We start from the raw sequence: 23,928 nt of genomic DNA, 5'->3' as shown, positions 1-23,928 counted from the left end.
GCGCCGCATTTTTCTTCTATTTCCCAAACCGGAACCAAAACCGTGGGCCGTCCGCGCCGTTTTCCGCGCCAAAGGGATAGCCGTGCAGCTCAAAAACCGCTCTTGCAATCGCAAGACCAAGCCCGGTGCCTTCGTCCGTCCGGGCGGGGTCGCCCTGATAATACGCAATCCAAAGCCGGGGCAGGATATCTTCGCCGATCGGCTCTCCCGTGTTTTCCACCGCGCACACGCCGTTTTCGATGCGCACGGTAATGCGACCGCCAACCGGCGTAAAGCGAACCGCGTTGCCCAGCAGGCTGTCGAGCGCGCGGGTCAATAGCGCGCGGTCGGCCAACGCTTCGTCCGCCCCGTCAGAAACGACCCGCGTTTCCATGCCCTCGGTCAGCGGCGCGGCGGCGTACAGCATATCCTCGGCCAGCGCGGCCAGCGAAAGGGGTTCGCGGCGCAACTGCTCCGCGCCCGCTTCCAGCCGCGACAGGTCGAGCATTTTTTTTACGCTTCCATCCATCCGCGCGGCCTGTTCTTGTATGACGGATAGATAATGCGTCCGCTTATCCGCAGCCAAGTCGCTTTGCAGCAGTTCGGCGCTGGCCGATAGCACGGCAAGCGGCGTTTTCAGCTCGTGCGCGAGCGCGTTTGTCGTGTCGCGCCGCACCTGTTCCAGCTTCTCTTGCTTTTTCCACACCCGGTTCAGCCGCCACGCGAGCAGCGCGGAGAGCACCAGCACCATCACAAAGCACAGCCCATAAACCGGCGCCAGCTGTTTCACTGCCGTTTTTAGGGGATAGGATACCGCGCCGTATACGACGGTGTAGGGGCTTTCCTGTACCGCACTGCCAAATGCATCAACCGGCAGCCGACGGTAAATCATTTGTAGCTTCCATATGCTTTCCAATTCCCCCTCCGGCTGATATATCATTTCATTTTTGGCAATCGGTTTTGCTTCCTGCACTTTTTTACGCAATGCTTGACGGTCGGCATCATCTCTCCGCGCGGCATAATTATCATACGATATTTTTTTGCGGCCCGCGGATAAGCCGGCCAGTATCTCACTGTCACCAAATAGCTTTTCCTGATACGTGAGACCTTCTGTGGATACACCTTCCGGCGCACGGTCAAACAGTACTTTTTCCTCACCTGTTCCTGATGCACTATAGCCCGTTTCGTGCACTTTTTCCACTCGAAACGCGCGTGTATAAATTTTTCTGGGGATCATGAATACGTCATCCAGCCATCCATCAATTACCATATCATATCGAATATCTCCCACTTGCGGCATTCCCTGTAAAGATTTATTCCGCTCATCGATCATAAAGCCCACGACAGCGCGCTGTTCTTCCTCAGTTAGCCAGCGGTCAAGATCGATAAAGCAATCGTTTTGATAGGAACGTGAGACACGCCAATAGTTCCCGGTCGCCATAACCGGCGTCCCATTTTTATGAATCAGCGCTAACTCTGCCTTGATATCTACCCCCGCATAATACTTGCGAGCAAGCAACGACTGAAGTGTATCAGAAAACCGCTCATCATCAGCATGAATTTCTCCAGAGCGCTGCGCGTTTCCAACACTGCGCGCGGCCTCATTCGCGCCGATCAACATGGATGAAATATCCATTTCGCGTTGTCTCTGCGCCGCCAAATACGTAAATCCCGCCATCGCGGCGACGCAAAAGGCCAGAAATCCCGCAAACACGCGCCAAAAGAAGCCCCAAAACGTCTTATGTTTTCCCTTCATCCTCATCCACCTCCAACCGGTAGCCCGCCTTGACGACGGTTTTGATATATCCCGCACACGGGCCGAGCGCCCTTCTCAGCTTTTTGATATGGCTGTCGATCACGCGGTCGGTGCCGTCAAAATCCCAGCCCCAAACGCGGACGAGCAGCGCTTCGCGCGACAGAAGCTGGCCCCGCTGCTCCATCAGCAGCCGCAGCAGCGCGAACTCCTTGGGCGGCAGGTCGAGCCGCGCGCCGTTCGCGAAAACCGTGCCGCTGTCCGGGTCGAGCGTAAGCGCGCCCACGGTCAGCCTGCCTTCCCGGGTCAGCCCCTTGGCGCGGCGCAGCAGCGCCTGCACCTTGGCATACAGCACGGCGAGCGAAAATGGCTTTACCACATAATCGTCCGCGCCCAGCCCGTAGCCATGCAGCTTGTCCGCCTCGTCCTCGCGCGCGGTGACAAACAGGATGGGCGCGTCGCCCTTTTCGCGCGCCGCGCGGCAAAGCGTAAACCCATCCGCTCCCGGCAGCATGATGTCGAGCAGCAACAGGTCAAACGTCGTTTCCTCGATTTGCCGCAGCGCCTCGCCGCCGTCCGCCGCCGGAACGATCCGCAGCGCGCCGCCGCTTTTCTCGGTAAAATAATCGGTTATAACCTCGCGCATCGCGGTCTCGTCCTCGGCAAGCAAAATCGTATACGCCATTCGGCAGGCCCCCTTTCTTTTTTCCTGCCCCCAGTATAACACGGCCATCTGTCCTTTTGATGACTCTTTGCAAAAAACTTCTATCTTACGGGAACCAATCGCGTGCCGTGCGCATCTTACGGTTATCAGGGAATGAAGAAACGAGGTGACACCATGGCACAAAATAGCATGGCCGTTCGCGCCGAGCACCAAGCGCGGTTTGTCGCGTTGATCGAGCAAAACCGCCGTTCCATGTTCCGCGTCGCCCGCGCTATTTTGTCCTGCGACGCGGACGCGGAGGACGCGGTCAGCCAAGCGACGCTGAACGCATGGCAAGCGTTCGGCCGCTTGCGGGACGACCGCGCCGCCACCTCGTGGCTGCTCAAAATCACGGTAAACTGCGCGCGCGATCAGTTCCGCAAGGGTGCGCGCGTCACCTATGTGGAGGACCTCGCGCCCTATGCGGGCGAAGCGGAAGCGCCGCTGATATCCGATTTGTGGGAGGCGGTATGCCGCCTGCCGGAGGATAGCCGCGCGCTTGTCACGCTCTATTATTATAACGGCCTTTCCATTGACGAAGTCGCGCATGTGCTGGGCATCCGCACGGGCACGGCCAAGTCCCGTCTCGCCCGCGCGCGCGGCAAACTCAAAAACATGTTAGAGGAGGATGCGCCATGAACGATTTTGATGAGCGCCTGCGCGCCCGCGCCGCGTATGAAGACTGCCCGCTGCCGCCCGGCTTTGCCGCGCGCTCCGATTCTTTGTTGGCGATCCTGCCGCAGCGCCGCCGGTTTCGTCCGCATATGGCCGCTCTGCTGGCCGCCGCCCTTCTTTTGCTGACCGCCTGCGCCGTATTGAGCGCCTTCGACTATCTAAGCGCCCGCGACCCGTTTCGCCAAATGGAGATGGGCGCCCTGTATGAACAGTATGCGCAGGATGTGGACCTGACCGGCAAAGCAAACGGCTACACCCTAACGATTGAAAAGATCGCGCTGGACGATAACACCTGCACCCTGTTTTACACGGTTCAAAGCCGCAAGGCGCTGCCGACTGTTCAGGAAATAGTTGCGGACGATAAAAACGCGCCCGACACTTGGCAGGCGCAAGCCGTCGGCATGTCCTTTCGCCTGACTGCAAATGGTGAAAACATCGGCACTTCCCTGCTCGACTGTATTTCCTATCTTGACGGCAGTCACAAAATGATTGCCCTCGAGCGGCTGAGCCTTGACACCCCCATCCCCTCCGGCACGAAACTGCAAATACATACGGAACTGACAGACCTGTCCGATCCCGCCCGCAACGGCGCGCGCTGGTTGTTCGATATCGCCGCCCAGACCGTACCGAGCGAGCATTACACCCCCGGCACTGTATTTGAGTGGAACGACGGTTTCTACTCGCACACCATTACAGTGGAAGCGGTCGACCGCTCACCGCTTGGCTGCTTTCTCACGCTGCACGATTCGCTGGGCGGAACAGGCCATCTGGATCCGGAATTTTCTCTGCGCGACCAGAACGGAAACGGCATCCCATACCGCCGCGCGTCGAATGTGGTCTCCGACCGATTTACCTATGAGCTGCTCGGCGATCTCACCTCGCTCACCGAATTGACCATCGTGCCGCTGCGCCCTGAAAAGAACGGCAACTTCCACCGTATGCTGATCCCGGTCGACCGCGTTCCGAAAGAGTTGCATGCTTACGGCTACGCGCTTACAACGCTTACGCTGGACAGCCGCCGCCTTTCGATGACCTTCCGGCCCGACGGCATGACCATTCCCCCCGCCCTTTATCCTGTTGCCGCGGATCAAACCGGAGAGGAGCTTTTTGATTCGTATGTGGATACCGCGGTGAGCCATCAGGACGGCTCGGTGCACATCACCCTATCCTTCCGTGAACCGCTCACACCGGACCAGCTGCGGCGGCTCACGCATGTGCGCCTGCAAACCCGCGTTTTCTCGCTTTCGGAAGACGCCGCCGTATCGATTGCCCTATGAAAACCAGCCGCCGCCGCTTGACAAGCAGCCGCCGTTCGTTTACAGTGGAGATACACGCAATAAGGAAGGAGCTTTTCATGGAAAGAACGTATATCATGCTCAAGCCGGACGCTTTGCAGCGCGGACTGAGCGGCGAAATTCTGGCCCGCATCGAGCGCAAGGGCTACCGCATCACGCACATGAAGACCATGCAGCTTGACGAGGCGATCCTGCGCGAGCATTACGCCCACATCGCGGACAAGCCCTTTTTCCCGGAAACGGTTACGTATATGGTTAGCGGCCCCGTGCTCGCCATGGTTGTAGAGGGGGAAAACGCGGTGCGCGGCCTGCGCATGCTGATGGGCCCGACCAAGTTCGAGGACGCGCAGCCCGGCACGATCCGCGGCGACTTCGCGCATTCGACCACCTACAACATCATCCACGGTTCGGACAGCCCCGAAAACGCCGAGATAGAGATCCGCCGCTTTTTCGGCGACCTCTAAGCGCCGATACGGCTCCGCAAAAACAAAAAGCCGCCGCAAGCGAACTTGCGGCGGCTTATATTTTGCTTTACTTGATCTTTTCTTCTTCCTTGACGTCCTTCATGGACAGGTTGACGCGGCCCTTGTCGTCGATCTCCATGACCTTGACCCAGACCATATCGCCTTCCTTAACAGCGTCCTCCACCTTTTCAATGCGGTGGTCGGCCATCTTGGAAATGTGAACCATGCCGTCCTTGCCGGGCAGCAGGTTGACAAACGCGCCGAACGCCATCAGGCGGACGACCTTGCCGTAGTAAATCTCGCCGGCTTCCGGCTCCTTAACAATGGCTTCGATCATCTTCTTGGCCTTCTCCGCATCGGTCGCCTTGATGGCGGCGATGGTGATGGTGCCGTCGTCCTCGATGTCGACCTTTGCGCCGGATTCGGCAACGATATTCTGGATCACGCTGCCGCCCTTGCCGATAACCTCGCGGATCTTATCCGGGTGAATATGCATGGTGGTCATCTTGGGCGCCCAATCGGAAACATCGGCGCGCGGCGCGTCGATCGCCTTCAGCATAACTTCGTCGAGGATGCCATAGCGGGCAACGCGGCACTTTTCAAACGCCTGCTTGATGATGTTCGGGGTCAGACCGTCGACCTTGATATCGACCTGAATCGCGGTGATACCCTTCTTGGTACCGGCCACCTTAAAGTCCATATCGCCGTAGAAGTCCTCAACGCCCTGAATATCGGTAAAGGTGGTCTCCTGACCGCCATCCGTGATCAGACCGCAGGAGATACCGGCTACCGGCGCCTTGATCGGCACGCCGGCGTCCATCAGAGCCAGCGTGGAGCCGCAGACCGAGCCCTGCGAGGTGGAACCGTTGGAGGAAACGACCTCGGATACCAGACGTAGCGCGTACGGGAATTCGCTCACCGGCGGGATCACGGGCAGCAGCGCGCGCTCAGCAAGCGCGCCGTGGCCGATCTCGCGGCGGCCGGGGCCGCGCGACGGGCGGGTCTCACCGACCGAGTAGGACGGGAAGTTGTAGTGGTGCATATAGCGCTTTTCTTTTTCTTCAAAGATGGTGTCCAGCTCCTGCGCGTCGCCCAGCGTGCCGAGCGTGCAAAGGGTGAGCACCTGCGTCTGGCCGCGGGTGAATAGGCCGGTGCCGTGTACGCGGGGCAGCACGCCGACTTCGGCGGCCAGCGGACGGACTTCCTCCATGCCGCGGCCGTCCACGCGCTTGCCGGAGGCCAGCCAGCGGCGAACGATCTTCTTTTCGAGCTTGTCCACGCACTCGTCAAGGAACGCGCCGTGCTCGGCGAGGTATTCCTCGGAAAGGGTGGCCTTGAACGCATCGACGACTTCGCGGATGCCCGCGTCGCGCACGGTCTTGTCGTCCGTATCCATGACGCGCTCAAACTCGGAAACACAGTCGGCTTCCAGCTTGTCGAACAGCTCATGGTCGATGTCGTGGTGCTCGTAATCGAACTTGGGCTTGCCGATCTGATCCTTGATATCGGAAATGAAGGCGCACATCTTCTTGATTTCCTCGTGCGCTTCCATCAGAGCGTCAAACATCGTATCCTCCGGCACTTCGTTCGCGCCGGCTTCGATCATGACGATCTTGTCCTTCGTGGCGCACAGGGTCACTTCCATATCGGAGACCTTGCGCTGCTCGGAGGTGGGGTTCATAACCATCTTACCGTCGATCAGGCCGACGGAAGCGCCCGCCACGACATAGTCGAACGGGATATCGGAAATAGAGACCGCGATGGACGCGCCCAGCAGGGACACGACCTCGGGCGAATTGTCAAAATCGTTCTCCAGCACGGTGCAGACGATGGAAACGTCGTTTCTCAGGTCCTTGGGGAACAGGGGACGCATCGGGCGGTCGATCTGGCGGGAAGCCAGAATGGCCTTTTCGCTCGGGCGGCCTTCGCGGCGCATGAACGAGCCGGGGATGCGGCCAACGGAGTAGAGGCGCTCCTCAAAATCGACCGAAAGCGGGAAAAAGTCGATGCCGTCGCGCGGCTTGGCGGAAGCGGTGGCGGTGACGAGCACGGCGGTGTCGCCGTAGCGCACCAGACACGAGCCGTTGGCGAGCTGTGCCAGCTTGCCGGTCTCGACCGTCAGCTTGCGGCCGGCGTAGGTGGTTTCAAAAACGCGGTGATCCTTGAAATCAAAGTGGTTGATGTTTGACATAGTTTGTCCTCCTTATTTTTGATCCCGGAGGGCGGCGAGCGGCTTTTAGCACTTGAAGCAGGGGCAACGTTTTGCCGGTTCACGGGTGTGCTGTGAACGGCAAATTTGCGGTTTGTCTCTCCTTCAACTGCTAAAAAACGGGCGGGCCGCCTTCCATTGAAATACAGAAACAGGGGAGCAGACTGCTCCCCTATTTTTCTCTTACTTACGGATGCCGAGCTTGGCGATCAGTGCGCGGTAACGGTTGATGTCCTTCTTCTGCAGGTAAGCCAGCAGCGAACGGCGCTGACCGACCATCTTGAGCAGGCCGCGGCGGGAATGGTTATCCTTCTTGTGGATCTTCAGGTGCTCGGTGAGCTCCTGAATGCGCGCGGTCAGGATGGCGATCTGGACTTCCGGCGAGCCGGTGTCGGTCGCATGGGTGCGGTTTGCTTCAATTACAGCGGTTTTGTCTTCCTTACGGATCATGGTATCTTTCACCTCATTATAATATTACCCACTGCGCCGGGCCGCGGAGGAGGGAAACTTGACACGGTAGGAACGTGCCCTGTATATCCGGCGGCTAAGCACGGGGCCAAAGTTACAATTATGATAACACAGTGCCGGGATTTTGTAAAGCTTTTTCTTGATTTTGCACATGCAAGGGCTTTTTGCATGGATTTTCCGCCGCTTTTTGTCGAATTGCACAGATGTAAACAAATTGTAAAGAAGCGATTTGTAAAATATGAATCTTGCCTAGAAAAGACAATAAGTGATATAATTCTTTTATTCGGTGGACAACCAGAGACATCCACCCTCTTTATTTTTCGGAAGAAACGCGGCGGGGCTGTGCAATCGTGCGGCCTGATGTCGCGTTCTTTTTTTAATCATTCGATCTCAACCGACCGGTTGGATCATTTCATATATTTTATGCGATTCCGGACAAGCTTTGTCCGGAATTTTTGTTATAATAGAGAAAACAGCTGAAAGGGGTGTTCCCGCCATGGAGACCGTTCCGGCCAAAACCATAGTAACGAACGCCAAGGCGCCCAGCGCATGGTTTGGGGCGCGTTATATGATGAACATCTACCGCGGCTGCTGTCACGGCTGCATTTATTGCGACAGCCGCTCCGAATGCTACCGGGTGGAGGATTTCGACACCGTGCACGCAAAGGAAAACGCGCTTGCCATTATCCGAAGCGATCTGAACCGCAAAACGCGTTCCGGCGTGGTGGCGACCGGCGCGATGAGCGACCCCTATAACCCGTTTGAGCGCGAGACCGAACTGACGCGCCACGCGCTTGAACTTATTTCCGCCTATGGTTTCGGCGCGGCCATCGCCACCAAGAGCGATCTGATCTGCCGCGATATCGACGTGCTGCGTGAAATACACGCAAACGCCCCCGTACTATGCAAAATGACCGTGACCACCACGGACGACGCGCTCGCGAAAAAGATAGAGCCGCGCGCCCCCTCGCCCACCCAGCGCTTTGACGCGCTCGCGCGGCTGGCGCAGGCCGGTCTGCCCACCTGCATCTTATTGATGCCCGTTTTGCCGTGGCTGACCGACAGCGAGGAAAATATACGCGCCATTGTAAGAAGCGCCAAGGAAGCGGGCGTGATGGGCATATACCCCGCCTTCGGCGTGACCATGCGCGACCGCCAGCGCGCCCACCTGTACGAAGCGCTGGACCGGGAGTTCCCCGGATTGCGCGAAAAATACGCGGCGCGTTACGGCACGCGCTATTCCTGCGGCGTGCCGCGCGCGAAAGCGCTGTGGCACCTATTCTCCACCGCGTGCGATCAGGCGGGCCTTTTCTACCGCATGCGCGATATCATCCGCCGCTACCAGCGCGGCTACGGGGATGGGCAGCTATCGCTTTTTCTATAACGCTTACGCCTTTTGCTGATACATTTTCCGGTCCGCCGCTTGGATCAGCTCGTCCGGCCCGGCGGCGGCGTCCGAACGCACCGCGCCAAAGCATAGCGATAGCGAAAACGGGTAGGCCGAGGTGTTGCTGCACGCGCGCAGCATGCGGTCGGCTTCGCGCAACTTGCGCCCGGCCTCTTCTTCGGTGTAGCCGGAGAAAAGCGCGATAAACTCATCCCCGCCGTAGCGGAACAGATGATCCGCCCCCGGCCGGAGCACGCGCCCGATCTCCTGCGCGGCCGCCAGCAAGTACGCGTCGCCCGCCGAGTGCCCGATCCGGTCGTTGACGTGCTTGAGCCCGTTCAGATCGATAAAGCACAGGCAAAACGGCTCGCGCCGGTCATACATTCCTTCAATGCGCTGCTGCGCGCACTGCCGGTTGAACAGGCCGGTCAGCGCATCGCGAAACGCCAGCGAGCGCAGGCTTTCCGTTTCCCTGCGCTGTAAGCGCACCTCGGCGCGCATTTTTTCATTTTGCTTCCGGTATAGGGACAGACGGCACATGCGGATGGTATACCACAGACCGTATTGATAGCCCACCGCCGTAAACACCGCCGATTTGATGCCCCACAGCTTGAGCACCAGCAGATTTTCCCCGGTGCTGTACAAAAGCAGGCCCAACGACAGATAACCGTAAAGAATCGCCGCCATCCATAAAAACACGCGCAAATGCTCCCTGCTGCGCATGACCAAGCGGAGCGCCCGGATACGGCCGGGCTTCAAATACAGCTGAAACACCAGCGCGGCCAAAAGGAAACCGGCCATGACCGGATACAACTTGATATTGTCCGCCTGACTGGTATTGTTATTCACCGCGTTCAGCGGCACATCGAGCACGAGCGTGACAATGCAGCGGCTGAGCATATTGAAGGTGAGCCCAATCAGCGCGCCTTGCAGCGCAAGCAAGCCGGAAGGCAGCAGGCCGCCGCGAAACAGCGGCAGCGTTTCGGCAAACAAAAGCGCGAACAGCAGCGTCCAGTTCACGATCAGGTGGAACTGCATCACGCTGCACAGGAAAAACACCGTGTAATTGACAAGGAACAGGCCCAGCGTGTACCGCACTGGGGCGGTGGGGCGCGCCAGCGCTTTGGCGGCGTAAGTAAAATACCGGTCGCAGTAGCAATAGGCGGCGGCAGCGGCTAAAAGCAGTCTCAGCACGTCACGCACCTCCCTGCACGGACCGACGGCCCCGTTGCTTATCCTGATACATGGCGGCGTCGGCCTGATCGATCAGCGCCTGCGCCTCGGGCGGCGTACCGCCCGCGTAGCAGGCCACGCCAAAGCTGAACGGGCACTTATCCTGACCACCGGCGAGCCGGTCGCGGACCGCGCGCATGCGTTTTTCGGCTTGCTCCTCATCGGCGGACGGCAGCAATACAAGGAACTCGTCCCCTCCGTAGCGCGCAAAAATATCCTGCGGCTGCTGCAAGCGGCTGAACCGCCCGGCAAAATCGCGCAGGTGGTCGTCCCCCGCCTTGTGGCCATGCCGGTCGTTGACCTGCTTGAGCCGGTCCAGATCGATAAATACGGCGGCAAAGGGCTCGCCTTGCTCCAGCATGGTCTGCATACGCGCCACGGCATAGCTGCGGGAATAAGCGCCGGTGAGCGCGTCGGACGAGGCGCTGCGGCGCAGCATGGCGGCGGTGCGCGCGTTGGTTTCGATCTCCTCGCGCAGCTCCGCGTTTTCCCCCTCCTCGCCGATGTTTTCCACAATGGCGCTGATATCGCGCAAGAAACAGGCGATAAGAAACAGCAATAGCGCGTTGCTGCCGATCAAAAACAGCGGCGTGTGCAGGGTAAGCGTATCAAACCGGCCCAGCATCCCATCCACCAAAATGGAAAGCACGCACCACCACAGGCAGCGGTTGAAGGGCCGAAAATCGCCCCGGCCCTCGTCCCGCGCGAACAAGGCGATCACCCGGCTATGCCGCAGCATGATCATGCCGCACGCCAGATCGGCCGTCATCGCCAGAATCAGGGTGAACAGCCGCCGCATCGGGTCGTTCATGGCGTCGGCCAAACTGAGCCGTCCCGCGAGCGCGACCGCGCCGATCGCCATCAGGTGCAGCGCCGCAAAGGTGACAAACCGTGTATGGAGCAGGGCCTGCCTCGTCAGCCACGCGCCGCGGCGCGGCAGCAGGCGCACAAGCTTTACCAGATAAACGAGCGAATAGAACGCCAAAAGCGGGATGCGCCATACCGTCAGCGCGGTAAACAGCAGCGCCGCCGGAACATACCCGGCGATACGCCAACCGAGCCCATCCCCGCATGGCCCGCACAGTGCATCATCCAAACGTAGGCAAACACGGCTGTGCAGCACGGACAGCACCACGACCAAAACTACCGCGACCAGCACAGCTGATCTACCCCTTCCTCATTTGTTGAATTTTTTTCCTATTTAAATATGCTACCACATCGCTCTTTGCTTTTCAAGCGCGAAGGCTGGTGCATTTCGCCGGTTTGGGCGCGCTAAAGTATCTCACGCGCGTAAATTACCACAAAAGGGCGCTTCTTTCGGAAATCTTAATATTTTCCTTTTACATTCCTTAATTTCTTACCGGCATACTGCTAGGTAGAGGTGATGAGAAGTGAAACGAGCAAAGCTGGCGCCGGCCGCGCTGTCGCTTGTTCTGCTGCTGACAGGGTGCGGCCCACAGCCTGCCGGGCCGGGTTCGGCGGATAGCGCGCGGTGGAACCCCGCGCTGAATAATATACTCGGCCTGACAGCCGAGCAGCGCTTGGAGGATTACGACTATTTCCGGGACACGCTGCAAAACAGCTACCTGTACCTTGGCGTGCACGACCGGGAAGTACCGGACGACCCGTCAAGCGGCATTTTTGACGAGTACCGCGAGTTGATCGCCGCAAACGATACGGACGAGGCCTTTTATACCGCGCTTTACAGCTGCCTATACCGTTTGAACGGATTTGGCCACCTGTGGCTGATCGAACCGGAGGGTTATCAAGCTACGGTGGAAGCGGCCCAACTAGGCGCTTACAGCGATAAGCCCTATTGGGCCGAGGTGATCGGCAGCCCAAAGGCCCGAGAGGGCTACGCCAAGCTATCCGCCTATTTAGCGGAGCGGGACAAGGACGATCCATATGACGGCCAGAGCCCCACGGTGGACGAGGATTACCAAAACCTGCGCACGATGCTGCTGCCCGGCGGTGAGATCGGCTACATCAAGATCGACAGCTTTCTCGCGCCGTATGAGTACGAGGAGGAACAGAACGCGCTTTTCGCCTTTTACGAGCAGGCCGCAAATTGCACCGACCTGATAATCGACCTGACCGAGAACAGCGGCGGCAGCGAGCTTTACTGGCAGAATCTGATCGTCGCGCCGCATATCGACCAGCCGCTCGCCTGCGAAAACTACGCGCTGCTGGCCAAAAGCGAGAATAACACGCCCTATATCGAATCCGCTTTCCGGCCGGAGGAGCTGCACCCGATCGCCGAACTGCCAAAGCTGCCCGCCTTTCAGCAAAGTGGCACCCAAGCCGCCACCCATTTTATAGTCAGCAAGCTTGCGGTCTCGCCCTCCGCCTACCGCAGCCCGTTCCGTGGACGCTTATGGTTTTTGGTGAATGAAAGCGTGTACTCGGCCAGCGAGAGCCTGTGCGTGTTTGCCAAACAGACCGGCTTTGCCACACTGGTTGGCACGCAGACCGGCGGCAACGGCATCGGCGCGCTCGACCCGGTTTATATGACGCTGCCCAACAGCGGCCTGATGATCCAGTACTCCATGATGTTCGGCCTGAACCCGGACGGTTCAAGCAGCGAGGAAGCGGGCACCACGCCCGATATCGTTTCGCCGGCCGGAGAAACGCCGCTGATCACCGCGCTGCGCGCCATCATCGAAAAATAGAACAAGAGGACGTTGCTATCATTCGCAACGTCCTCTTGTTGTGATCCCGCGGCTGTAAGCCGAAGGACTGATGATCGCTATCATGCGGCGGCGGACGCATCCTCCGTGGTGAGCGCGATGGTTTGCGTTTTGCCGTCCCACGCGACGCTCACGCCCGCCATGCGGCACAGGTCGCGCAGCTTGAAATAGTGGTTGCCCGCGATCTCATACGCCTTGCCTACAAGGGGCATATCCCCGATGGCCACGTCGCTCGTCGCGCGCACCGCGGTCTGGTCGCCGCCCGTAAGGGGCTGCAACTCGCCGCCGACCGGCGTATACGTCCCCTCCGTCAGCTGGATGTGCTTTGCCGCGCCGTCCCACGTGACGTTGAAGGCGCTTTTTGTGCCCGCGAACGCCATGGCCAGATCGCGCAGCTTAAAATAGTTGCTGTCCGCGATCTCGTACGCCGCGGCGGCAACCGGCTTGCCGTTCACCGTAACGCGGGCCGAGGATACCTTGGCCGTCTCCGTCAGCACCGGCGTGACGGGCGCGTGGTCCAGAATATACTGCACCGCCGTGTCCACGCCCTTTAAATAATCCGCGAAAGAGGGCTGCACCGTGATATCGGGCGGGAAGCTTTCCACATCATAGGGCTTTGCCGCGTCCAAATAGTCCGCCATATCGATAAATTTATTGGAATATTGGCCGCGCATTTTGGAATTTGGCAGCTCGAACGTGCTGATGGAACCGAAATGATCCACGCTGCCGCCCGTCGGCGTGCCGACCACCGCCGCGTCGACGTCCTTGAGTTGCACGGTGTTGATCAGCGCCGAGGAAAAGGTGCGGTCGCCGGCCAGAGCGTAAACCGCGCCGCCCTTTGCCAGAAACTGCTGCGCCTGATAGACGACCGGGTACAGCACGCCGTCCGACCCGCCGCCATTGTTCCGCAGATCGATGATAAATTTGGAATACGCGCCGGAGTCCAGCTTTTCCTTAATCTCGGCGGCAAAGGCAGCCATGGGCAGGTTTTCGTCCTCCCGGCACTTGTTATACTGCATATAGAGCGTGCCGTCGCCCAGATCGAGCAGCTTGTAGATCACGGCGCTGTCCGGCTCGGTCGCGGGAACGGCGGAACGCAAAAGCTTTTTGTTGATAAAGCCGTCGTCGCCTAGCGCCGTTTCCTCTTCCGCGGTCAGGATCGGCATATCCAGCACGGTCTCCTTGCCGTCCGTGCCGCGCAGGGTGACGGGCACCGTCTTTTCATCGCCCTTTACCACGCCGTAGTGCGCGAGCACCTCGAACACATACATGTTGCCGCCGAGCTGAACGCGCAGTCGCGTGTCGTTGTCGTAGCTAAGCATGGGCTTCAGGCGCTCCAGCAGCTCGTCCATGGACACGCCGCCGATCGCCGTGATCTCGCTGCCGACGTACTGCTTATATTCGCGCAATCCGCCGGTCATCGTCCAGCGGCCGTCGAACCATTCGGGCGCAAAGGGCAGCATATGTACCTGTGCGCCCGCGCTGCCGATGGCAAGCATGGTGTGCGCGTCGCCCGCAAGGGCGGCCAGCTCCTGCAGGGAGATCGCAAAATCAATATCGCTCGCCGTTGCGATCGTGCTCTCGATCGCGGCCTTTTTATCCGCCACCGCCTGCTTTGTCGTGTTCCGGTAAAAATCCGGGTGTTTCTCCGTCAGCGTCTGTACGAGGAAATCCAAATCCTCCTGCCTTTTGTCCGCTTCCGTGCCGCCCGCCGCAAAAGCGGAGACAGGCAAGAGCGCCGCCGCAAGCAGCGCCGCCAACCAGCGTTTGATCTTCATCCTGCTTCACTCCTTGTATTATTAAATTAACACAATAATATCATGTCCATAACGCCCTGTCAAGTGGTTCTATCAAATACCCAAGGGCGCATACAATGGCTGGGTAAAGGAGGCGGGGACAGACATGCGCAAGCTGTTTTACGCGGGATTGGGGCTGGTGCTTATTTTGTATCTGCTGCCCGCTGTTTATCAAATCATGGGGCGCGGGGACAAACTCGCGATCGACTTTGAAACGCTCGACCTGCCGGGCGCGGTACCCGCGAGCCAAACGCCGGAAGCGTCGCCCGGCGCGGCGCAGGATGAGACCGGCGACGCTGACGCGCCGCTCGACTATTCTTCCATTACCGTTTCGATCGACGGCAAGCCGGAAACCCTATCGTTGGAAAGCTATGTAGCGGGCGTGACGGCGGCGGAGATCGGCGATGAGTTCCCCGAAGAGGCTATCCGCGCGCAGGCGGTAGCGGCGCGCACCTATGCGGTCTATAAAATCTTTCGCGGCCGGCCGGACGCGCACCCGGACGCCGACGTATGCGACGATTTCCACCACTGCGCAGCCTACCGCGCGGATGCGGCAGAGGCTTCGACCGGCGGCGGGCTGACACGCGTGCAGCAGGCGGTAAAGGACACGGCGGGCCAAATTCTGACCTACAACGATGAACCGATCGCGGCGGTGTTCCACTGCGCGAGCGGCCCGCGTACCGAGACCGCGACCGATGTTTGGGGCGGGGACGATATCCCCTATTTGCAAAGCGTGGTCAGCCCCGGCGGTTCGGCCTGCGAGAAATATGAAGGCACGGTAAAGGTAACGGCGGATGAATTTCGGGAAAAGGTAAAAGCCGCCTTTCCGACCGCCGATGTATCCGGCAAACCAAAGTCGTGGTTTAAAGCCTCCGTGCGGTCGGAAGCGGGCGGCATAGAGACCATCAAGCTGGGCGGCGTAACGGTTGAGGGCACGGCGGTGCGCGAGCTGTTCGGCCTGAACTCCACCAACTTCACCGTCACCACGGACGAGGACGCGATCACCTTCCACACCATCGGCTACGGCCACGGCGTGGGCCTGTCGCAATACGGCGCCAAATACCTTGCCGAGCAGGGCGAAGATTTTGAAAAAATTTTAACGCATTATTATCCCGGCACGTCGCTCACGCAAATTTAATTCAAAAAAATCCGCTTTTTTTATGCTGTTACAAATCATTTTTCATCAGGCCCGAAACGAAGTATAAATGAAATTCCTCCTGTCGATACTATTGGCAACGGAGGTAAAGGGACATGAAAAATTATCAATCCAAACACGTATCCACACTATCCACACGCGGCTTTTACACGATTTTGACCATATGCGCGCTGATCATCGCGGTATCGGTCTATGTGCTGACGAGCACCGCTTCGCGCGGTCAGGAGGAAGGCCCGGCGACGATCTCCACACCGATCATCGCGCCGACCGAAGCCATCCCCGACCTGTCGGGCGACGAGCCGGTATCCGCCGACGAACCCGAACCGGCGGAGCCCGCGTCCGCCACGGCGGAAACGGAAGAGAAGGAGCAAGCTCCCGCCGTGGTCGAAACCGTGCACGCGCCGGTCTACGTCCGTCCGACGTCGGGCGCGATTATCACCCCGTTTTCGGGTGACGAGCTGCTTTACCAGCCGACGCTTGGCGATTGGCGCACGCACACGGGCACCGATATCGGCGCCGAGCCGGGCGAGCCGGTGCTTGCCCTGACGGATGGCACGGTTATTTCGGTCTATGACGACGCGCTGTACGGCACGAGCGTCACCGTATCGCACGACGCGGAGCTGACCACCACCTATTCCGGCCTTGACGCGGTGCGCGTTTCCGCCGGTCAGGCCGTGGAAGCGGGCGAGACCATCGGCACCTGCGCGGAGACCATCGACGCGGAAGCCGACCTTGGCACCCACATCCACGTGGTCGCCCAGCGCGCCGGCACCAACATCGACGTTCTGGAGCTGCTCGGGGAAGCGGAAACTGAATAATGAAGTAAGACGGGGCTGGGGCTGCGACGATTTACGTTTCGTCGCAGCCTCCGTTATTTTTGAAGGCTCGCTGTGCTCGCGATATCATCCGCGGCAGTAGCCGCGAGGACGGTGCGGCTCCCGCCGCAGGGGCAAAGGGGAAGGAACAACCATACGGTTTTTCCTTCCCCCTTGACCTCCATTCATTTCCTTTATTACTGTCCGTGGGCGGTGTTTGCCGCCCTTTTGTGATACATATAATTTGCCATGGAGCCGTACCGGGTGCCAAGTGATTCAGTGGACGGGTTGCTTCGCTCGGCCGAACCGGCCTGCTCCGCGCGCCCATCTTTGTTGTCGCTTCGCTTTCGGCGGGCTGGGGTCAGCCCGCCCTACTGTGGCGTATTTTATTGCAAGCAAAGCAAGTATCCGCAGGCTTCCCATACGCAATAAGGACATGTTTTTTTACAAAAGCGCAGCGATTTCCAAACACTTTGCACCTGTAGGGCGGGCTGCCCCCAGCCCGCCGCAAGCGAAGCGCCCAGACATGCGGGCGCGCTAATCAGGCCGGTCCGGCCGAGCGAAGCAACCCGTCCACTGAATCACTTGGCACCCGATACAGCTCCATGACAAATTGATTATATAGCAAAAGGGCGGCACGAATAGTCCTCCAGTCGGGAGATGGGAAAAGGAGAGGAATCCATAAAGGGGAGGAAAAACCGTCTGGTTTTTCCTCCCCTTTATGCCCCTGCGGCGGGCGCCGCACCGTCCTCGCGGCTACCGCCGCGCAATATATTGTGAGCGAAGCGAACCTCCTACAAAACGAAGGCACCGGCCCCGCCAAGTGCGGGAAGCCGGTGCCTCTTCTTCTTCATTTCTAATCACATTTTACGATGCTGTGTAGTTTCCTGTTACCCCGCCGCCCGCGACGGTGATGACATCATCCGAAAACAGGAAATTGATCTTGCCGTCCACGCTCTTGGCGGTGTTGCCCGCAATCTGCGCGTTGCCGGTGGTGCCGTCTGAGAATGCGAACTCAAACGAGCTGCCATCCCCCTGCAGCACATCGAGCGTTACCTTGGCCGGGCCGGTGTAGCTGCCTTCCCAATCGCAGACCGCGTCCACGGTGGGATCGTACAGCGGAAAGGTAGCATAATCATCCAAAACGCCGTCGCCCAGATAATTGTACTTGTCGCCCGTCTGCTGGTCGACCGCGACACGGCCGACGGAAGCGCCTTCGAGGTCCTTTACATCGATCACAAAGTAATCGTGCTGGCTCTCTTCATCCTTGCCGACGGTGAGCGTTTCGTCGGTCAGTTCGGCGGTATAGTGGTCATCGTTTAGCGATTCCACAACGCGAGCCTTGGCTTCCTCGCCGGTCAATCCGGTGCCGGGCGCGGGGTCTTCCGGCGTTTCCGGCGGTTCGTCGGTCGGGTCGGTCGCGCCCTGTTCCGTCGCGGGCGGCTCGGTTCCGGCCTGCGGATCGGTCACGGGCAAATCATCCTTTCCGCAGCCGGCCAGAACGAGCGTAAGCAGCGCGATAAGCGCCAAAATTCGTTTCATTTCTCCCCCTGCCTCCTTTTGCGCACGGTTGTAAAGTGCGTCGAGTCGAAGTATACCGTTACATCATACCGTATTTTATGCAAAAAAGCAATGGGATTTTTCCGAGAAGAAACGACCTTATTCCGCAGTTTCCTCCGCTTTCAGCAACTTCTGCCCCTTCTTCGGCTTCTTTTTCCGATTTGTGAAACGCGAAGCAAGGCTGTCGATCAGCGAGTAATAAACCGGGGTAATGAACAGCGTGGCAATGGTGGAAATAATCATACCGGTGACCATAACGATCGCCATGGGCTTCATCATTTCGGAGCCCTCGCCGCCCGAGAACACCATGGGCAGCAAGCCCAAAATGGTGGTGAGCGCGGTCATGAGCACCGGACGCACACGGCGCGGACAGGCGTTCAGGATCGCTTCGTTTTTCTCCTCGCCCGCGTCGCGGCGCTGCTGGATATAGTCGATCAGCACGATCGAGGAGTTGACCACCGTACCGGCCAGAATGATAACGCCGAGCAGCGCGACCATGGAAACCTTGTTGCCGGTAAAGAACAGAAGCGACATGGAGCCGAGCAGACCGATCGGCAGGATCAGCATGATCGCCACCGGCAGCACGAACGAGTTGAACTGGCTGGCCAGAATGAAGTACACCAGCAGGATCGCGGCGCCCAGCGCCAGCATCAGCGTGCCGGTGGTCTCGGCCATATCGGCGGCGGCGCTCGACCCGTCGTCTATCTCGACGCCGTCCGGCAGATCATAGGTCGCAAGGAATTCGTTGACGCGCGTGGCCATGCCCGCCGAATCGCCCGATTCGGAATCGCCCGATATCGTAACGGTTTCGTTCTGGTTTTCGCGCTCGATCGACTGCGGGGCCAGCTCGGTGTATACATCGGCCACCATGCTCAGCGGCACGGTGCCGCCGGTCGGCACCGGAAGCTGCATGGACTTGAGCGCGTCGATATTTTTAGAGGCGCTGTCGTCGCCGGAAACGGTGATGTCGTACTCCTCGCCCTTCATGCGCAGCTTGGTAGCGACCGAGCCGGTCAGCTCGCCGCGCACCAGACCGCCGATGGAGGCGGCCGACAGGCCGAAACGCGAAGCGTTCTCGCGGTTCACCTTGACCGCGATACGCGGCACCTGCTCGGCGGCGGAGCTCTTGACGTTGACCGCGTCCGGCAAGCGGGACAGTTCCTCCGCCAGATCGTTTGACACCTGACTGAGCTCGTCATAGTCCTTGCCGGTCATTTTCAGGCTGATCGCGCTGCCGCTCACGCTCGACATCGAGCTGGACGACGAGACCGTGATCTCGCAGCCCGCGATATCCTGCAGGTCGCGGCGCAGCTGGTTGGCCACCTGCTTTGCCGAGCGGTCGCGGTGCTTGCGCTCGACAAGCGTAATGCCCACGCTCGCGCTGGACGAGCTCGACATCATGGAGGAGGAGTTGCCCGTGGTGTAATACAGCAGATCCATTTCCGGGATCGTATCGGTCGCAATGGTCGCGATACGTTCCTGAATGGCCGCCGTTTCCTCCATCGAGGAGCCGGTCGGCATGCCGACCGAGACGCTCAGCTCGCCCTGATCCATTTCCGGGATCAGCTCCATGCCGGCAAGTCCGATGCTGATGATGGAACCGACACAGATCACTACCGTGAGCAGCATGCCCACCGCGCGGCGCGTGATGAACAGCTTCAGCACCGCTTTATACTTGCGCATCAGCGGCTTGTCGGCGATAAATTTATCCTTTACATCCGGAATGGTAACCATCCGGTGGCGGCCGCCGCGATCGAGCAGGATATAGCACAGCAGCGGCACAAGGGTAAGCGCGATGATCAGCGACGAGCCGAGCAGCGCGCAGATCGTGATACAGAACTCGCGGAACATCATACCGGTCATACCGCCGGAAAGGCCTATGGGCAGGAATACCGCCACGGTCGTCAGCGTGGACGCGGTGATGGAGAGCGAAACCTCGGCCGCGCCCTTGGTACAGGAATCCCAGCGGTCGTAGCCGTCCGCCCGGTATCGGAAAATGTTATCCAGCACAACGATTGAGTTATCCACAATCATACCGACGCCGAGCGCAACGCCGCCGAGCGACATCATGTTCAGCGTGATGTTCAGGCCCTTCATGATAAGGAACGTGAACAGGATACAAAGCGGCATCGCGATCGAGATCGCCGTGGTCGCGCCGAAATCACGCAGGAACAGGAACAAAACGAGCGCGGCGAAAATAACGCCGAACACGATGTTGGAGATCGCGTTGTCAACCGACAAGTTGATAAATTCGGATTGATCCATGAGCATATCCCAAGAAAGCGCCGCGTTCTGGCTGACCAGCTCGTCGAGCTTGGCCTTGGCGCGTTCCGCGATATCCACCGTGTTGGAGCCGGACTGCTTGTTGACGGAAAGAAGGATACATTCCTCGCCGTTTACCTTGGCGAGCGAGTTCTGATCCTTATGCGCCATGGAAACGTCCGCGATCTGGCTCAGGCGGACGGTGCCGCCGGTGGGCAGCGAGATCAGCGCGTTTTTCACATCGTTGACCGATTCGTACTGGCCGTTCGTGCGGACCGACAGCGTCTGCGAGCCGCTGTCCAGATCGCCGCCCGGCACGGCCATGTTGTCCGCGCCGATCTGCTGGGCCACGCTCGAAACGGTCAGGTTATAGCCCTTGAGCTTGACAGCGTCGGTCTTGACCGCGATCTCGCTGTCGTAGCCGCCCGATACGTCGACCGAAGCGACGCCGTCCAGACGGGAGAGCGCGGGAGAAAGCTCATCGTCCGCGATGGACTGCAAGGAGGCCAGATCGTTGCCGCGCAGCGCGACCATGATGACCGGCATCGAATCGATGTCGAGCGACATGACCGTGGGTTCGCCCGCGTCGTCCGGCAGGGACGACTTCGCCATGCCGATCTTATCGCGCAGGTCGGCCATCGCGGTATCGATCTTGGTATCCTCCGTAAACTGAATGACGATCACGCTCATGTTCTCCGAAGAGGACGAGGTGAGCGTATCGAGGCCGGACATACTGGCGCAGACGCTCTCGAGCGGATCGGTCACCTGCTGCTCGATATCGTCCGGGCTCGCGCCCGCGTACGTGGTGAACACGATGGCGATGGGCACTTCCATGGACGGCATCAGCGAAAGCGGCAGGGCTTTAAAGCCGACAAAGCCGAAAATGGCGATTAGGATAAACGTCAGGATGGTCATGACCCTGCGTTTGATGCAAAGCTGTGCGATTTTCATATGCCGCTCAGCCCTCCCCGCCGTCGTCCTGAGACGCGGCCGGGCTTTCCTCGCCCGCGGTATCGTCATCCGATACGACACGGACGGCCGCGCCATCCGACAGGTAGGATTGCCCCTTGGTCACGACCAGATCATCCGGCTCCAATCCGGAAACGATCTCGGTCAGGCTTTCGCCGACCAGACCGGTCTCCACCGGCAGGCGCATGGCGCTTTTACCGCCTTCCCCATCGTCCTGCACGATATAGACGAACTGTCCGTCGGTGCCGGTCAGGATCGCTTCGGTCGGGATTTGGATGGTGTTGTCGCGCCTATTGGTATAGAAGGTCACCGTGGCGAACGCGCCGATGGGCGGCGTCACGCCGCTCGGCAGCGAGATCGACACATCGTAAAGGCTGGTCTGCACGTTGGCGGCCGCCGGTACGGAAGCGATCTTGCCCTTTGCCGTCTTTTGCTCGGTGGAGGCGATGGCCAGATCGACCTCGTCCCCCGCCTTGATATTGGTAAACACATCCTCGGCAACGGAGACCTTTACCTCTACCTTGCTGTCCTCCGCGATGACCACGGCGGGCTGCGCGGACGAAGCCATGCCGCCGCGCACAACGTTCACCGAGGTAATCAGGCCCGCGCAGGGCGAAACGACCGTGCCGTTTTGCGCCTGCTTATTGATCTGGTCGATCTGCGCTTGGATCTGCGCCAACGAAGCCTTCTGCTGCGCCTGCGCCTGATTCAGACCGGCGGTGGCCTGTTCCAAAGCCTGCTTTGCCTTGGTCAGGTCCTGCTCGGCCGCCGCGCCGGCTTCGTACAGCGCCTGCGTGTTATCCACCGCGGTCTGCGCCTGATCGATGCTGATGCGCGCCGACTGGATGGCTAGATTGGTCGCCTGCTGGGTTGCAGCGTAAGACTGCTGCAGCGCGGAAAGCGAGGAGGTCACGTTAGAAGTATCAACCGTAAACAGGACCTGCCCCTTGTTTACCTTGCCGCCTTCCTTGACCGGAAGCGTGAGCACCTGTCCCGCGAGCATCGGGAACACCTGCACCTCGTTTACCGCGGCGACCTTGCCGGTCAGCACCGACTGCGCCGACATCGGCCCCGCGAGCGCCGGGGTTACCTCTACCGCCGTGCCGACCGGCGCTTCTTCTTCCAGCTCTTCCTCTTTGCCACAGCCCGCGCAGAGAATCAGCGCTCCCGCGAGCGCGGCTGCTATGATACGTTTGGTTTTCATGCGGTTCCTCCGTTATATGTGATTACTGCCTGATCCCGTCAGGATGCAGAACTGATGACGCCACGCTTGGCCCACTGGTAGTTGTTGTACGCGGTGAGCAGATCGATCTTTGCACTGTCGATCGCTTCCCGCGCGGTCTCCAGCTCATCCTGCGCGTTTAAATAGTCGAGTTTGGAGATCATGCCGCGCTTATACTGTGTTTCCTGCACATGGAAGGTCTTCTGCGCCTGCTCCCAGTCGGACTGGGCCGCGCCGAGCATCGTTCTGGCTTCCTCCAGCGCTTTGTACAGCTTGCGAAAGGCGACGGTCGCCTTTTCCTTTTCCGCGTCCAGTTCGATCTGCGCGGCCTTATAGGCGTACAGGTTGTTGGTCTTGTTATTTTCGTAATCATCCGAAGCCTGACGCACCGCGTCCTCCTTGGACCAGATGGAGTAGCTGTTTTTCAGCGCTTCGGCCAGATCGGCGGCATAGTCCACCCCGCCCGCCTGCTCGGGTGCGACCTCGGGCAGCGCGGTGGTAATGATCTCGGTGCCGATGGCGTAGCCGCACTGCACGGCCAGCGTGTTTTTCAGGTTTTCCGCCTGCGTTTCGATGGTGTCGAGCGCGGCCAGCACGGTCTCGCGCTGGCTTTGCAGGCTTTTCAGGGTGTTCTGCCCCGCCGCGCCGAGGGATACGCGCACGCGGGTCGCTTCGATGTTGCGTTCCAGCTGCTTGAGGCTGCGCTCCCGCTCGCTGTGCGAGAAAGCCAGCGACTGGAGCGAGATATAGGTGCTTTCCGCGCCCATGCAGATCAGGTCGGCCGCGTTTTCAGTCTGCCTTCTGGTGCTGTTCACCGTAAACTCGTGCTGTTCCTCGTCGTCGTCTTCTTTATCCTCCAGATCGTCGTAGGACGCCTGCGCCGCTTCCAGACTTTGTTGCAGCGCGTAGCGCTGGGCCTTGAGCGTATCGCGCAGCGCGGTCTCGCCTTCGGGCAAGGCGGCGATCGCTTCGTCCAGCTCCTTGATCTGCTTGGTGTACTGGGCAATCTCGTTGTCCGTGTTCCAGTAGTTTGTTATGTAGCTGTCCCCGGGATCGGTTTTTTCCACGCCGGTGAGCGTCGACTGTCCCGCCTTGATGGAGACGTTGTTCTCGCGCACGGTTTGCTCCAGCGTTTCAAAGGAGAGCGTTACCGGCCCCTTTTGCGTTTCGGTCTTGTCGGTCTCCGCGGCGTCCGCTGCGTACGCGGGCACGCAAAAGCCCGTCAGCATCAGCGCGGTTAAGCCCGCGGCTATATATCGTTTCATTCCTTCGTTTCCTCCTGTTTCGCCTAAGCT

At 59.5% G+C, this 23,928-nt stretch carries 18 protein-coding genes; 7 read left to right on the top strand and 11 right to left on the bottom strand.

Annotation, left to right across the window (positions count from 1 at the left end; translation table 11 throughout):
* Positions 1-16: 16 nt before the first annotated feature.
* Together NE562_RS10145 and NE562_RS10140 are read right to left on the bottom strand one after the other, a co-directional pair.
* Entirely contained in the window at positions 17-1,735 is a 1,719-nt protein-coding gene (locus NE562_RS10145; protein ID WP_280962301.1) for a sensor histidine kinase, read from the bottom strand.
* Positions 1,719-2,417 (bottom strand): response regulator transcription factor, encoded by a 699-nt coding sequence (locus NE562_RS10140; protein WP_280962300.1) that lies wholly within the window; start codon positions 2,415-2,417, stop codon positions 1,719-1,721. The genes NE562_RS10145 and NE562_RS10140 overlap by 17 nt, the downstream gene beginning before the upstream one ends.
* A 153-nt stretch (positions 2,418-2,570) precedes the next feature.
* On the opposite strand from NE562_RS10140, the gene NE562_RS10135 reads away from it, so the two are divergent.
* The 3 genes from NE562_RS10135 to ndk all read left to right on the top strand — a co-directional run bounded on the left by NE562_RS10135 (position 2,571) and on the right by ndk (position 4,869).
* Positions 2,571-3,074, top strand: a complete 504-nt coding sequence (locus NE562_RS10135) for an RNA polymerase sigma factor (RefSeq protein ID WP_280962299.1) — start codon at positions 2,571-2,573, stop codon at positions 3,072-3,074.
* A complete protein-coding gene (locus tag NE562_RS10130; protein WP_280962298.1) occupies positions 3,071-4,387 on the top strand; it encodes a DUF4179 domain-containing protein in 1,317 nt (438 codons plus the stop codon). Before NE562_RS10135 ends, NE562_RS10130 begins: the two co-directional genes overlap by 4 nt.
* Positions 4,388-4,464: 77 nt before the next feature.
* Positions 4,465-4,869, top strand: coding sequence for a nucleoside-diphosphate kinase (gene ndk / locus NE562_RS10125; protein WP_280962297.1), 405 nt, complete (start codon positions 4,465-4,467; stop codon positions 4,867-4,869).
* Positions 4,870-4,936: 67 nt separating this feature from the next.
* Here ndk and NE562_RS10120 read toward each other — a convergent pair whose 3' ends face one another.
* Together NE562_RS10120 and rpsO are read right to left on the bottom strand one after the other, a co-directional pair.
* A complete protein-coding gene (locus tag NE562_RS10120; RefSeq protein WP_280962296.1) occupies positions 4,937-7,060 on the bottom strand; it encodes a polyribonucleotide nucleotidyltransferase in 2,124 nt (707 codons plus the stop codon).
* A 201-nt stretch (positions 7,061-7,261) separates the two neighbouring features.
* Positions 7,262-7,528, bottom strand: a complete 267-nt coding sequence (gene rpsO / locus NE562_RS10115; RefSeq protein WP_280962295.1) for a 30S ribosomal protein S15 — start codon at positions 7,526-7,528, stop codon at positions 7,262-7,264.
* 514 nt (positions 7,529-8,042) lie between these two features.
* On the opposite strand from rpsO, the gene NE562_RS10110 reads away from it, so the two are divergent.
* Entirely contained in the window at positions 8,043-8,930 is an 888-nt protein-coding gene (locus NE562_RS10110) for an SPL family radical SAM protein (RefSeq protein WP_280962294.1), read from the top strand.
* A 3-nt stretch (positions 8,931-8,933) separates the two neighbouring features.
* Here NE562_RS10110 and NE562_RS10105 read toward each other — a convergent pair whose 3' ends face one another.
* A complete protein-coding gene (locus tag NE562_RS10105; protein ID WP_280962293.1) occupies positions 8,934-10,127 on the bottom strand; it encodes a sensor domain-containing diguanylate cyclase in 1,194 nt (397 codons plus the stop codon).
* Between the two features lies 1 nt (position 10,128).
* Positions 10,129-11,325, bottom strand: a complete 1,197-nt coding sequence (locus NE562_RS10100; protein ID WP_280962292.1) for a sensor domain-containing diguanylate cyclase — start codon at positions 11,323-11,325, stop codon at positions 10,129-10,131.
* A 232-nt stretch (positions 11,326-11,557) separates the two neighbouring features.
* Between NE562_RS10100 and NE562_RS10095 the strand changes: the two genes are divergently transcribed.
* A complete protein-coding gene (locus NE562_RS10095) occupies positions 11,558-12,835 on the top strand; it encodes a S41 family peptidase (protein WP_280962291.1) in 1,278 nt (425 codons plus the stop codon).
* Between the two features lie 80 nt (positions 12,836-12,915).
* Here the strand turns inward: NE562_RS10095 and NE562_RS10090 are convergent, their stop codons facing one another.
* Complete coding sequence (locus tag NE562_RS10090; RefSeq protein WP_280962290.1) at positions 12,916-14,631, bottom strand: hypothetical protein; 1,716 nt, start codon at positions 14,629-14,631, stop codon at positions 12,916-12,918.
* A 124-nt stretch (positions 14,632-14,755) separates the two neighbouring features.
* On the opposite strand from NE562_RS10090, the gene spoIID reads away from it, so the two are divergent.
* Positions 14,756-15,787 carry a stage II sporulation protein D gene (gene spoIID, locus NE562_RS10085; RefSeq protein ID WP_280962289.1) on the top strand — a complete coding sequence of 344 codons (1,032 nt, stop codon included), beginning with the start codon at positions 14,756-14,758 and terminating at the stop codon, positions 15,785-15,787.
* Positions 15,788-15,900: 113 nt separating this feature from the next.
* A complete protein-coding gene (locus NE562_RS10080) occupies positions 15,901-16,623 on the top strand; it encodes a M23 family metallopeptidase (protein ID WP_280962288.1) in 723 nt (240 codons plus the stop codon).
* Between the two features lie 864 nt (positions 16,624-17,487).
* On the opposite strand, the gene NE562_RS10075 is transcribed toward NE562_RS10080, so the two are convergent.
* From NE562_RS10075 to NE562_RS10060, 4 genes are all read right to left on the bottom strand, one after another.
* The gene (locus tag NE562_RS10075) at positions 17,488-18,162 is read right to left on the bottom strand and encodes a hypothetical protein (protein ID WP_280962287.1); all 675 of its coding nucleotides are present in this window, start codon (positions 18,160-18,162) and stop codon (positions 17,488-17,490) included.
* 117 nt (positions 18,163-18,279) lie between these two features.
* Positions 18,280-21,393, bottom strand: coding sequence for an efflux RND transporter permease subunit (locus tag NE562_RS10070; RefSeq protein ID WP_280962286.1), 3,114 nt, complete (start codon positions 21,391-21,393; stop codon positions 18,280-18,282).
* A 7-nt stretch (positions 21,394-21,400) separates the two neighbouring features.
* Complete coding sequence (locus NE562_RS10065) at positions 21,401-22,615, bottom strand: efflux RND transporter periplasmic adaptor subunit (protein ID WP_280962285.1); 1,215 nt, start codon at positions 22,613-22,615, stop codon at positions 21,401-21,403.
* 38 nt (positions 22,616-22,653) lie between these two features.
* A complete protein-coding gene (locus NE562_RS10060; protein WP_280962284.1) occupies positions 22,654-23,898 on the bottom strand; it encodes a TolC family protein in 1,245 nt (414 codons plus the stop codon).
* Positions 23,899-23,928: the final 30 nt, after the last annotated feature.

The sequence above is a fragment of the Butyricicoccus faecihominis genome, from assembly GCF_024462775.1.
GTDB lineage: Bacteria > Bacillota > Clostridia > Oscillospirales > Butyricicoccaceae > Agathobaculum > Agathobaculum faecihominis_A.
Note: the sequence above shows the minus strand (reverse complement) of the source record. Positions and strands in the feature narration are given on the sequence as shown.